The sequence below is a fragment of the Sinomonas terricola genome (genome assembly GCF_034931225.1).
Taxonomy (GTDB): Bacteria; Actinomycetota; Actinomycetes; order Actinomycetales; family Micrococcaceae; genus Sinomonas; species Sinomonas terricola.
In genome coordinates this window covers 238,945-249,558 of sequence record NZ_JAYGGQ010000005.1, presented here as the reverse complement: position 1 = coordinate 249,558, position 10,614 = coordinate 238,945, and the positions used below count along the sequence as shown (strand labels likewise).

The window sequence follows — 10,614 nt, the reverse complement described above, 5'->3', positions numbered from 1 at the left end:
GGGGGGGGGGGGGGGGGGGGGCCGGGGGGGGGGGCGCGGGCCCCCCGGGGGGGGGGGGGGGGGGGGGGGGGGGGGCCCGCCCCCCCCCCCCCCCCCCCCCCCCCCCCCCCGCCGTCGGGGACTACTTGGCGCCAGCCGCCTGGAGGGCGGCCTGCATGTCGGTGAGGGCCTGATCCACAGTCTTCTCACCCTTGAGCGCGGCGTACGAGTTGTCCTCGATGGCCTTCGTGACCGCCGGGTAGAACGGCGAAACCGGGCGCGGCACCGCGTTCTGGATCGAGGTCAGAAGCGTCGGCAGGTACGGAAGCTTCGCCGTCAGCGTCGAATCCGTGTAGAGGCTGCCGAGGACCGGGGCGAGGGAGCCCTGGGTCGCGAAGAACTTCTGCTGCTCGGGGTCCGTGAGGAACTTGAGGAAGTCCGTCGCGGTCGCCTTGTTCTTCGAGTACACGCTGATGGCTGCGCTGTGGCCGCCGAGCGACGAGGCGCCGGGGCCGCTCATGCCGGGCAGCGGCGCGATGCCGAAGGTGTCCTTGACCTTGGAATCGCCGTCGGTCTTGGCGAGGTTGTAGACGTACGGCCAGTTGCGGAGGAACAGGAGCTTGCCGGCCTCAAACGCCTGGCGGCCCGGCTCCTCGGTGAAGGTGATGGCCTCGGCCGGGATGTTCCCGTTCTTGAACGCGTCAGCAAGCTTGGAGAGGCCCGTCTTGGACTCCGGCGAGTTCACGACCGCCTTGCCCGAATCGTCCACGACCTTGCCGCCGAAGGTGTTGATCGCCTCGGTGGCGTTGACCGTGAGGCCCTCGTACTTCTGGAACTGGCCCGCGTAGCAGCCGATGTTGTTCTGCTTCGCAACCGAGCAGTCCGCCATCATCTCGTCCCACGTCTTGGGCGGGTTCGGCACGAGGTCCTTGCGGTAGTACAGCAGGCCACCGTCGGACGTGACGGGAGACGCGTAGAGCGTGCCGTTGTACGTCGCGGCCTTGACCGTCGCCGGCAGCATCGCCGAGGTGTCGATGGCGGTCTTGTCCTTGAGCGGCTGGAGCCAGCCCTTCGCCGCGAACTCGGCCGACCACACGACGTCAACGCTTACGACGTCGTAGTTCGAATCCTTGGCCTGGAAGTGCTGCACGAGGTCGTCGTGCTGCTGGTCGGCTTGGTCCGACTGCTCCTTGAGCGTGACCTTCTGGTCCGGGTGAGCGGCGTTCCACTTGTCGATGGTCGGGCGGATGACGTTCGAGTTGTCCTTGCCCTGAACGTAAGTGATCGGGCCGCGGCCATCGAGGTTCGCCGAGGCGTCTCCGCCGCCGCCACCTGTGTTGCCGCCGCCAGTACCGCCACCGCCTCCACAGGCCGAGAGGGCCAGGGCCAGTACGCTCGCCGACGCAACCGGCATAGCGTACTTGGAGAACTTGTTTCTCATGCTCGACTCCCTTGTCTGACGGGGCAGCTCTGTGCCGGCCCCCGGAGTGTGTGACGCATTTCACCCTAGGCTGTGCAACAGCTGTGTGCAAGCGCTTACGCACGACGTTTCCATTCCGTGACCAAAGTCTCTCCTCGGGCCGTGCTGCAACCGGAAATCGAGGAGAGTGGGAGGACGACGGCGACCGCGGCGAAGTGCCGATTGTGACCGGGCGGGCCCCTGCCGACGCGTGGCCAGATCACGCCTGACGCGTGGCCACGTCTCGACAGAGAAGGTGTCGCGGGATCGTCAGCGAACGCGCTCGGCGCGGCTGAAGCGCGCCCGAGTCCCCGACGCGATGTGGAGCAGCACGGGGCACTCGTGGCCCAAGAGCAGGTCCATCCCCGTGACGATGCGCTCGACTTCGCGGGCGATCTCCTGCGGATCAGCGCCCTGACGGGCCACGACGCGAAGCCGCAGCGCGATGCGCCCTTCGAATTCGACAGCCGCGACGGAGGTGCCGAGCAGATCGCGACGGTACGCAAGGGCGTTCCTCAGTGCCTGGTCCACGGTCGAGGCGGCGATGGCCACTCGGCCCGGAGCCTCGCCCGACTCTGCCGATCCATGCTCCGTGCCCGGAGCCGACCACGCGACAAGGTCGCGCCGCCCAGTGCCCTGCTTGGCCATCCACCAGACCATGAGCAGGATGAGGCATGCGAGCAGCGCCATCGCGAGGATCCACAGCCAGCTCACGTGAGTTCCGGGGATCCACGTGCTCGCGAACCCCCGCCCCGCCTCGAGGGAGGCCGACGGCGCCCACGTCGCCCACCACGCACCGACGGCTGGCACTGCAGCGAGCAGCACCATGAACACCCCGGCTGCCGCCACGACGGCTCCGAAAATGAGCACGAGCACGCGATTGAGCACGCGCGGGGTCCCGTTCATGCGCCGATCACCCCGGTCCCGGCAACGCGCACGCGGAGGAGCGGATACGGTTCGGGGCGAAGGCGCTTGAGCTCGTCCTCGACGGCGGCAAGCACATCTTCGGCCCGGACCGGGACGCCCGACGTGGGCCGCACGTTCACGATCGCCTCGGCGTGGGATACGACGACGGTGACCTGCTCGGGCCGCACCGTCGCCGCGGTCCGCGCGCGGCGCGCGAGGGCCGAGGCGAGGACTTCGTCGTCGAGCACGACGGCGATGCGCGTGCTCGGCAGCACGCGTCGCCCCGGGCGTCCGGCAAGGACCGCAAGCAGCACGAAGCCCACCCCCACGACGGCGACGAGGACTCCGAGAAGGCCGAGGATTCCCGCGTTGACGTCGCCCGGCAGCCCCGCGACGAAGCGCGACGCCGTCTCCGGATCGATGATCCATGCCGGCTGGCCGATTGCTTGGAGCGTCGATTCGAGGAGGGCGTAGACGCACAGCAACGTGACGACGAGAGCGACAAGCGCCGCGGCGAAGACACGCCCCGAGCTCATTTCGCGCCGCGTGGCCAAGGCGAGACCGTGATTCGCTGCCGTGCGGAGCTCTCTGCGGTCGGATTCGTTGGGGTGCCCGGGCTCGTCGACGCGTGTCTGGGAGGCATCGCTACTCATTGGACCCGCACCCTACGCTCGGCTGCGGGGCGAACCCCCGCGATGCGGATGTCGACGCGGCTCAAGTGCGTGCCGCTCAAGCCTGCAACGCTGCGGAGAATCGCTCCCTTCGCGGCCGACGCCCGCTCCCACACGGTTCCTCCGGCCGCCGCGACGTCGGCGGCCGAGGCGATCGAGCCAAGGTCGGGCACGGCGATCGGCGAGACGACACTGAGAGCCAACAGGCCGGCGTCGTCCGTCCACGTCGCGCGGACCTCGGAAGGCCGCACGCCGAACTGCGCGGCAGCAGCGGCCTGGGCAAGGCTCGTGAGTGCCTGGGTGCTGACGCGATTATGCCCGGCGAGAGTGCGCGAGCCGGCGGCTTCGCTCACGACGAAGAACGCCTTCCGGTCAGGGCATCCCATACGCGGCGCAGATCAACCTTGCCCTCGACGAGGCGGCCGAGAATGGCCCCGATCGCCATGAAGATGATCGAGCCGATGAAGCCCCCCGGGCCGAACTGGAAGGACATGAAGGCAACGAAGGCACCGATCCCGATGCCGACCACAGTCAGATTCACAGCTCCTCGCTTCCCGACGGAGAAGGCAGCTGCGGGCGTTGGGCCGCCTCAGCCTGCCGAGGCTCGCCCGCTTTGGGCTCGCCGATGTAGACGTCCGCGATCTCGACATTGACTTCGATGACGGCGAGCCCGGTGAATTCTTCGACTGCCTTATACACGGCGGCACGGACGTCGTCGGCCAGTTTCTGGAGCGGGACCCCGTACTTCGCCACGAGCGTCACGTCCACGGCGGCCTGCGTTGCCCCGGCCTCGGCGCGCACTCCGCTTGCATGATCGGCTCCGACCGCATCGCGGATCGCGCCGAGCGCCCTTGAGGGGGCCGTCCCGAGCGAATGCACCCCAGGCACCGCCCGGGCCGCGGCTGCGGCCACCTTGGCGACGGCCTGCTCATGGATGACAGTCCGTCCCGTGGCACCCGAAGGCTCTTCGGCGAACATGGGCGCTCCCTCCTGTGCCTCCGGATGCTGCTCCATTCCGCCTCCCCACGCCGTCGCGACTCTGTTCCCACCTTAGTACGCGGCACCGACAGCCACGCTGCGACGCATCACGTCGGCACAAACGGCCGAATGCGCCACGCTCTTAGGTGTGGAAGGTGCGCGCTATCTCCGTCAGCTCCTTGCGGGAAATGGCACCTGTCTTGCGGAGCGCGTTGGAGATGTGGCTCTCCACCGTACGGACGCTCAATTTCAGCTGCGCCGCAATGTCCTGGTTACGAAACCGTTGCGACGAATCCTGCTGGCGCCCCGTAGCCCGAGGCCCACGCCGCCCGCCGCACACCCTCACTGGCGGTCAGCGTGCAGCTCGTGCGAGCACAGTGATCCACCGTTCGGGCGCACCGGGGGCGGTCGAATCGGCGATGCGTAGTGGCGACCAGCCCGAACTGGCCAGCACACGGCGCAGAGCCTCCTCTCGCCAGTAGGTGAAATAGCGTGGGCCCTCCAGTTTCCGGTCAGACCATCCCTCGCCGTCGCCCTTCTTGAAAGTGGCCGCCAAGATGCCGCCCTCGTTCACCGCGTGCGCCGCGACACGGAGAACTCGCTCAAGCCGCCCGCGCTCGACATGGAGCAATACAGCGTTGGCGAACACCGCGTCGTACGGGCCGCCGAAGTCATCGGCAAGGACGTCGAGCACCCGTGCTTGATGTCCTTGGGACCGGAGGAACTCGACGAACGACCGTGCCCGTCTGTACGGTCTACGGTCAAGCCCGCCGCTTCGAGCGCTAGCGCGTCACGGCCGGGGCCGCTGCCCAGTTCAAGAATCGTCGATCCTGGGGCGACGAGACCGATGAGTTCACCTACGATCGCCCCAATTTCTGCGCCTGTCCCCTCGATGTATTTCGCGGCTCCGCGTTCGTAGGCTGCAAGCGTCCCACCGTGGATGTCGTCAACGTCGCCCATGGCTGCCAGTATGGCGACCAGGTGGTCACGCGCTGAAGTCAGCAATGGGGATTGCCGCAATGGCGGGGGCAGGTTCAACTCGACCCCGACGAAGGCAGTCCAGGCCCGAGCCGTGTCAAGATCAGGTATGCCCCAGCGCCTGATGCTGCTCGACGCCCCGTCGCTGTACTTCCGCGCTTTCCACGGCATCCCCGACACGATCCGCCGAGGCGACGGCACCCCAGTGAACGCCGTGCGCGGCCTCCTGGACATGATCGCCCGCCTGACCTCCGACTATCAGGCGACGCATCTCGTGGCCTGCATGGACGACGACTGGCGGCCGAAGTGGCGGGTGGACCTGATCCCCGCGTACAAGTCGCATCGCGTTGCGCAGGCTGTGGCGGACGCCCCCGACGTGGAGATCGTGCCGGAGGGGCTGACGGCGCAGCTGCCGCTGATCCGCCACGTGCTCCGACTCGCCGGCATCGCCGTCGTCGGTGCCCCAGAGCACGAGGCCGACGACGTGGTCGGCACCTACGCCACCCGGGCGGAACTGCCCGTGGACGTGGTCACCGGGGACCGTGACCTGTTCCAGCTGATCGACGACGCCCGCCAGGTGCGCGTGATCTACACGGCGCGGGGCATGAGGAACCTGGAGCTCGTCACGGAGGCGGTGGTCGTGGAGAGGTACCGCGTGCTGCCCGAGCAGTACGCCGACTATGCAGTCCTCCGGGGCGACACCTCGGACGGCCTGCCCGGCGTGGCGGGGATCGGCGAGAAGGGCGCGGCGTCGCTGCTCCTCCAGTACGGAACGCTGGATGGGCTGCTCGCCGCAGCCGCGGACGCCGCCAGCGGCATCTCCGCCCCCATCCGGGCGAAGCTGACCGCGGCTGCAGGCTATCTCGCGGTCGCCCCCGATGTCGTCAAGGTGGTCCGCGACCTCGACCTGCCGACCCTCGAGGAGGCAGGAGCGCAGCTGCGCCCCGTCGTCGGCGATGCGCGCGCCGCGCTTGAGGGCCTCGCCACGGAGTGGAACCTCGGTGGCTCGGTCACGCGGCTCCTCCAGGCGCTCGACCAGCACCTCTGAAGGGAAGGTGGGCGGGGTTCCGAGCCTGCTGGCCCAAGGTGTACCCGGTGAGGGCCGTGTCGAGGATCGCGTCGGCCCCGGACGTTCCTGACCCTAGAGCAGGGTCATCGGATCCACCGGCGAGCCGTTGAGCCACGTCTCGAAGTGCGCATGGCACCCCGTGGAGTTGCCCGTGCTGCCCGAGTAGGCGATGAGCTGTCCCTGGGCCACGCTCTGCCCCGGCGACACGACGACGCTTGAGTTGTGGTAGTAAACGGTGGTCATCGCATTCCCCTGGATGACTCCATGGGAGATCATGACCGTCCAGCCGCCACCACCCGTGGTCCAGCCGCCGACCGTGACGGTCCCGGCCGCCGCCGCGTACACGGGCGTCCCGCACGGGGCCCCGAAGTCGATACCTGTGTGCATATAGCCGCCGGTGCCGAAAAAGTCGATGGTTCCGGGCGGCGTCGGCCGCCAGCCGAAGCCCGAGGTGATCGGAATGTCGTACGCGAACGGGTGGCGGAGGCCGAACGCGGACGGCGAGCCGATCTGCGTCGACTGATTGCGGGCCGCCTGCTCAGCGAGCCACTGCTCGCGGAGACGACGATCACGATCCCCGATCTGCACGGCCACGGTGTCCTGCTGCGCCCTGACGTCCGCGATCTGCTTCTGGATCGTGGGGCGCTGAGCCTCGAGTTCCTGGTTGAGACGCTCTGTGTCCGCGACAAGATTGTCGATGGCGGCCTTCTTGGCCGCGGCATCGTCGCGAGCTGCCTGTTCACGGGCAAGAGCTGCATCCGCCTCGGCTTTGAGATCGCGGATCTGCTCCTCGACGGCCTCGAGTCTGGCCTCCAGATTGACGTTGGCCGCGGTCTGCTGGTTGAGTCTCTCGAGCTCCGCGTTCTGCGTTCGGATCGCCTGATTGGTGAGGTCGATGCTGCCCGGGAGGCTTCCGCTGCCCGAGTTGCCGAAGAGGAGGCTCAGATCCGGCGGCACCCCACCCGACTCATAGGCCTGGCTCGCGATCTGGCCGATGAGCTTCTTGGTCTCCTGGGCCTTTCCACGGTCTTCATTGAGCTGCTCGGTGATCTCTGCCTTGTCCTGCTGGGCCGCGTCAACGCGGACGGCGAGGGCTTCCGCCTCTTTGGTCGCGGCGGCCACACGGCCTTGAGCCTCGAGCAGGGCCTGTTGCGCCCCGGGCAGCTGCGCACGGTAGTTGGCGAGGTCCGACGCTGTCTGCGCGATGCGCCCCTCAAGAAACTCCAGCGAGGACCGGACCTGCTGGGCCTGCTGATCCAAGTTCGCCTTCTGGTTGTCGAGGTCATCCGCGCGGGCCGGTCCGGTCGCAGCAACACTCACCGTCAACGCGATGGCCGCAGCCGCCGCTGCGGCCCGCAGCGTGGCCGCGGCCGCTCGGCGGCCGACCGTCGGTGTGTGAATCACGGATGCCATATCAGACCTTCAGGTGGCGGCGGTGGGTCAGTATGGACGAGATCCCTCGCGAGGACGACGCACGACCGATGAGAAGCATGGACAACATGAGCGCCTGAGCAGGCGAGATGAACGCCATATCCGGGTGCTGCTTCGCAAGGACGGCGGCGAGGAAGGACTTGGCGAGGGTCCCGCCCATGTTCTTCCCTGAAGTCGCGCGGTTCCGTTCCATGTATTCACTCTCAGAGACCGCCGTACTCGTTTACCACACTTGCATGTACTCGATTCTGTGGGCCCCAGCCTCCGCCACCGTTGGGGAGGCGCCGCCGTTGGTGCTCGAACAAATGTCGGGCGGCCTCCCGCCCTGCCGCCGCTGCATCCTCTTCTCGGGCGACCATCCTCTTCGACGCCGGGGCCTCAGCGCCCGATGTCCAGGCCGTGCTCGGGCACTCCAGCCTGCAGGTCACCGAGCGCTACTCGCGGGCCCTCGAGGGTGTCCTTCGCGCCGGGAGCCTGCTAGACGCGCCCCTAGAGCCCCTAATGGCACAGATGCCCCTAGAGAAACTGGCATCCGATCTGGGAAAACAAGAAATCCCGCACCTCGTGGTGCGGGATTTCCGTGGTGGCTCCGACCGGCGTCGATCCGGTGACCTTTCGATTTTCAGTCGAACGCTCTACCAACTGAGCTACAGAGCCCCGGTGACTCGTCACCGATGGCAACTTGACCTGGGTCAAGTCGCCGAAGCGACCCTGACGGGACTTGAACCCGCGACCTCCGCCGTGACAGGGCGGCGCGCTAACCAACTGCGCTACAGGGCCTTGGTGTGTCCGGGGTTTGCCCCCGCTCACAAGATCTAAATCCTAGCAGACTCGCCTGGCTGCTCAAAACCAGATCCTGTGTACCCCCAACGGGATTCGAACCCGTGCCGCCGCCGTGAAAGGGCGGTGTCCTAGGCCGCTAGACGATGGGGGCCTGAGAACCTCACGGGACTCCCCTTGCGGGGCTTCCCAGTCGAAGTGGACTTGAAAAACTATACGGTGCGCCTGCCGCAGCCCACAAATCGCGAGCGCGGCCCCGCCGTCGTCCTGCCCGGTTCGCACGACGGCGGGAGCGCCCTAGAGTGAGGGTCATGGGCGAGGCGTGGATGGACGAAGACGAGTTCGAAGAGGCCGTCGACGCCGCCCTCGACCAAATCCCGCGGCGTCTCTCGAAGCATATGGACAACGTGGCTGTCTTCATCGAAGACCGCTACGCGCCCGGGCCACACGACGACCCGGACACCGTGCTCCTCGGCCTCTACGAAGGTACTCCACTCACAGAACGCGACCAGTGGTACGCGGCGGGCTCGCTCCCCGACCGCATCACGATCTTCCGCGAGCCGATCCTTGAGATGTGTTCGAGCCGCGATGAAGTCGTGCACGAGATTCTTGTCACCGTGGTCCACGAGATCGCCCATCATTTTGGCATCGACGACGCGCGGCTCCATGAGCTCGGGTGGGGATGACCGCATTGGCCACGCGTCCGGCGAGATCTGGCCAGGCGTCGGGCGAGATCTGGCCACGGATTGGGCGTGACGTGGCCACGGGTCGGAGGCGGGGCAGAACGGGCGACACGCCGCGCCCATGTCCCGCGAAATGACACTGCTGTTGTTTATGCTACGTCTGTGACTAGTGTTGCAATTGTGACACTAGGGCCGTAGCCTCGGCGGGGAAACTGCAGAGGCTACGAGGTGTGCGCATGGAGAGAAAACTGACGTCGGCCGCGAGAACAGTCGGCGCAATCTGCGCGGCTGCCGGACTCGCGCTGACGTTGGCTGCCGCACCCGCGACCGCCGACACACCGACGATCCCGACACCCGAAGAGATCAACGCCGCCAAGGCGAACGCGGACGCGACCGCCACCGAAGTGACCCATGTGGAGAGCCTCATCGCGACCGCCCAGGACGCGCTCGGCCGGAGCACGGTCGAGGCGATGCGCGCGAACGACGCCTACAGCATGGCCCTCGTCACGCTCGACGGGCGCCGCACCGACGCCGCGGCTGCCCGATCGCGAGCGGACGCCGCGGCAACGGCGGACGCCGCCGCGCGCAAGCAGATCGGGTCTCTGGCCGCCGAGCTCTACCGCAGCGGCGGCCTCAATCCGAGCGTCCAGGCGTTCGTCGCGGATGACGCAGGCGCCGTGATCGATCGCGCCTCGGCACTCGAATCGATCAACGCGCGGCGGGCCGCGGCGTTCAGCTCCGCCCAGCGGGCCGCCGAGGCGTCGATGCAGCTCCGCGAGCAGGCTGACCAAGCGGCGCAAGCGGCGGACGACGCCGCACAGGCCGCCGAGCGCGCGAAGGCGGCCGCGGACTCCGCGAATGCCTCCTATCAGCAGACAGTCACACAGGCCGCAGCGCAGCGCTCAACGCTCGTGAGCCAGCTCGCGACGCTGAGGAACACGAGCGTCGAACTCGAGCAGCAACGCGTCGCAGGCCTCGAGCAGCAGCGGCAGCAACAGCAATACGCGGCGATCCTCGCCGCGGCGTCGAACCCGGCGCCTGCACAGGCTGCGGCGAGCGGCCTCCTGCCCGGCACCAGTTCGGGAGCTCTAAGCTCGGGCCTTCCGGCGTCGTCCGGGGGGACCACGCCGTCGTCCGTTCTGCCGGCCTCCAACGGGAACCCGACACCGATCACCTCTCCCCCACCGGCGCCGGCGCCGGCCCCGCCGCCCGCCCCGGCCCCCGCGCCTCCGCCGCCGCCGGCACCCGCACCCGCACCCGCACCGCCGGCTCCGGCACCGCCCGCGCCGTCGGGCTCGGGCATCCAGGCAGCGATCAATACCGCGATGTCGAAAGTCGGCCCGCCCAACTACTACCAGTGGGGCGGCACGGGCCCCACGGGCTTCGACTGCTCGGGACTCGTCTGGTACTCGTTCAGCGCGGCAGGAATCTGGGTGCCCCGCACGGCGACGGACCAGTACAACCAAGCCCCGGTCCATGTCCCGCTCAGCCAGGCGCAGCCGGGAGACCTCGTCGTCTCCGGCACCGCGGGCTACTTCTATCACGTGGGGATCTACATCGGCGGCGGGAAGATCGTGAACGCGCTCAACCCGACGGACGGCATCACAGTCACGCCTATCGCGTGGATGTCCGACGTGTGGCCGACTGTGGCGCGCTACTAGCAGCCTCCCGTTCAGGGGG

Annotated in this window: 13 protein-coding genes and 3 tRNA genes; 3 read left to right on the top strand and 13 right to left on the bottom strand. The window is 68.2% G+C overall.

Going from position 1 to position 10,614, the window contains the following annotated elements:
- Positions 1-121: 121 nt before the first annotated feature.
- The 8 genes from SPF06_RS09340 to SPF06_RS09310 all read right to left on the bottom strand — a co-directional run bounded on the left by SPF06_RS09340 (position 122) and on the right by SPF06_RS09310 (position 4,687).
- On the bottom strand, positions 122-1,420 hold the full coding sequence (locus SPF06_RS09340; protein WP_323278764.1) for an ABC transporter substrate-binding protein: 1,299 nt from the start codon (positions 1,418-1,420) through the stop codon (positions 122-124).
- A gap of 288 nt (positions 1,421-1,708) precedes the next feature.
- Entirely contained in the window at positions 1,709-2,344 is a 636-nt protein-coding gene (locus tag SPF06_RS09335; protein WP_323278763.1) for an Asp23/Gls24 family envelope stress response protein, read from the bottom strand.
- Positions 2,341-2,997 (bottom strand): hypothetical protein, encoded by a 657-nt coding sequence (locus SPF06_RS09330; protein ID WP_323278762.1) that lies wholly within the window; start codon positions 2,995-2,997, stop codon positions 2,341-2,343. Before SPF06_RS09330 ends, SPF06_RS09335 begins: the two co-directional genes overlap by 4 nt.
- Positions 2,994-3,368, bottom strand: coding sequence for a hypothetical protein (locus SPF06_RS09325; protein WP_428985742.1), 375 nt, complete (start codon positions 3,366-3,368; stop codon positions 2,994-2,996). The genes SPF06_RS09330 and SPF06_RS09325 overlap by 4 nt, the downstream gene beginning before the upstream one ends.
- Positions 3,365-3,556 carry a hypothetical protein gene (locus SPF06_RS09320; RefSeq protein WP_323278760.1) on the bottom strand — a complete coding sequence of 64 codons (192 nt, stop codon included), beginning with the start codon at positions 3,554-3,556 and terminating at the stop codon, positions 3,365-3,367. Before SPF06_RS09320 ends, SPF06_RS09325 begins: the two co-directional genes overlap by 4 nt.
- Entirely contained in the window at positions 3,553-4,029 is a 477-nt protein-coding gene (locus tag SPF06_RS09315) for an Asp23/Gls24 family envelope stress response protein (RefSeq protein WP_428985741.1), read from the bottom strand. The genes SPF06_RS09320 and SPF06_RS09315 overlap by 4 nt, the downstream gene beginning before the upstream one ends.
- Positions 4,030-4,135: 106 nt before the next feature.
- Positions 4,136-4,333: a response regulator transcription factor gene (locus SPF06_RS22115; protein ID WP_428985743.1), complete on the bottom strand. Its 198-nt coding sequence runs from the start codon at positions 4,331-4,333 to the stop codon at positions 4,136-4,138.
- 12 nt (positions 4,334-4,345) lie between these two features.
- On the bottom strand, positions 4,346-4,687 hold the full coding sequence (locus SPF06_RS09310; RefSeq protein ID WP_323278759.1) for a class I SAM-dependent methyltransferase: 342 nt from the start codon (positions 4,685-4,687) through the stop codon (positions 4,346-4,348).
- Between the two features lie 393 nt (positions 4,688-5,080).
- Here SPF06_RS09310 and SPF06_RS09305 point away from each other — a divergent pair, with 393 nt between their 5' ends.
- Positions 5,081-6,019: a 5'-3' exonuclease gene (locus SPF06_RS09305; RefSeq protein ID WP_323278758.1), complete on the top strand. Its 939-nt coding sequence runs from the start codon at positions 5,081-5,083 to the stop codon at positions 6,017-6,019.
- 93 nt (positions 6,020-6,112) lie between these two features.
- Here SPF06_RS09305 and SPF06_RS09300 read toward each other — a convergent pair whose 3' ends face one another.
- The 5 genes from SPF06_RS09300 to SPF06_RS09280 form a co-directional block, all read right to left on the bottom strand.
- Positions 6,113-7,453 carry a peptidoglycan DD-metalloendopeptidase family protein gene (locus SPF06_RS09300; RefSeq protein ID WP_323278757.1) on the bottom strand — a complete coding sequence of 447 codons (1,341 nt, stop codon included), beginning with the start codon at positions 7,451-7,453 and terminating at the stop codon, positions 6,113-6,115.
- Between the two features lies 1 nt (position 7,454).
- Positions 7,455-7,664: a hypothetical protein gene (locus SPF06_RS09295; protein WP_323278756.1), complete on the bottom strand. Its 210-nt coding sequence runs from the start codon at positions 7,662-7,664 to the stop codon at positions 7,455-7,457.
- 388 nt (positions 7,665-8,052) lie between these two features.
- Positions 8,053-8,128: transfer RNA gene (locus SPF06_RS09290), tRNA-Phe, on the bottom strand.
- Between the two features lie 49 nt (positions 8,129-8,177).
- A tRNA-Asp gene (locus SPF06_RS09285) sits at positions 8,178-8,251 on the bottom strand.
- Positions 8,252-8,332: 81 nt separating this feature from the next.
- A tRNA-Glu gene (locus SPF06_RS09280) sits at positions 8,333-8,405 on the bottom strand.
- A 157-nt stretch (positions 8,406-8,562) separates the two neighbouring features.
- Between SPF06_RS09280 and SPF06_RS09275 the strand changes: the two genes are divergently transcribed.
- Positions 8,563-8,937: a metallopeptidase family protein gene (locus SPF06_RS09275; protein ID WP_323278755.1), complete on the top strand. Its 375-nt coding sequence runs from the start codon at positions 8,563-8,565 to the stop codon at positions 8,935-8,937.
- A gap of 233 nt (positions 8,938-9,170) precedes the next feature.
- Complete coding sequence (locus SPF06_RS09270) at positions 9,171-10,595, top strand: C40 family peptidase (protein WP_323278754.1); 1,425 nt, start codon at positions 9,171-9,173, stop codon at positions 10,593-10,595.
- Positions 10,596-10,614 lie beyond the last annotated feature (19 nt).

Excerpts from the sequence above, each read along its gene's own strand:
- SPF06_RS09295 (WP_323278756.1), bottom strand. The coding sequence starts at position 7,664 with ATGGAACGGAACCGCGCGACTTCAGGGAAGAACATGGGCGGGACCCTC.
- SPF06_RS09300 (WP_323278757.1), bottom strand. The coding sequence starts at position 7,453 with ATGGCATCCGTGATTCACACACCGACGGTCGGCCGCCGAGCGGCCGCG.
- SPF06_RS09275 (WP_323278755.1), top strand. The coding sequence starts at position 8,563 with ATGGGCGAGGCGTGGATGGACGAAGACGAGTTCGAAGAGGCCGTCGAC.
- SPF06_RS09340 (WP_323278764.1), bottom strand. The coding sequence starts at position 1,420 with ATGAGAAACAAGTTCTCCAAGTACGCTATGCCGGTTGCGTCGGCGAGC.
- SPF06_RS09270 (WP_323278754.1), top strand. The coding sequence starts at position 9,171 with ATGGAGAGAAAACTGACGTCGGCCGCGAGAACAGTCGGCGCAATCTGC.
- SPF06_RS09335 (WP_323278763.1), bottom strand. The coding sequence starts at position 2,344 with ATGAACGGGACCCCGCGCGTGCTCAATCGCGTGCTCGTGCTCATTTTC.
- SPF06_RS09305 (WP_323278758.1), top strand. The coding sequence starts at position 5,081 with ATGCCCCAGCGCCTGATGCTGCTCGACGCCCCGTCGCTGTACTTCCGC.
- SPF06_RS09330 (WP_323278762.1), bottom strand. The coding sequence starts at position 2,997 with ATGAGTAGCGATGCCTCCCAGACACGCGTCGACGAGCCCGGGCACCCC.
- SPF06_RS09315 (WP_428985741.1), bottom strand. The coding sequence starts at position 4,029 with ATGGAGCAGCATCCGGAGGCACAGGAGGGAGCGCCCATGTTCGCCGAA.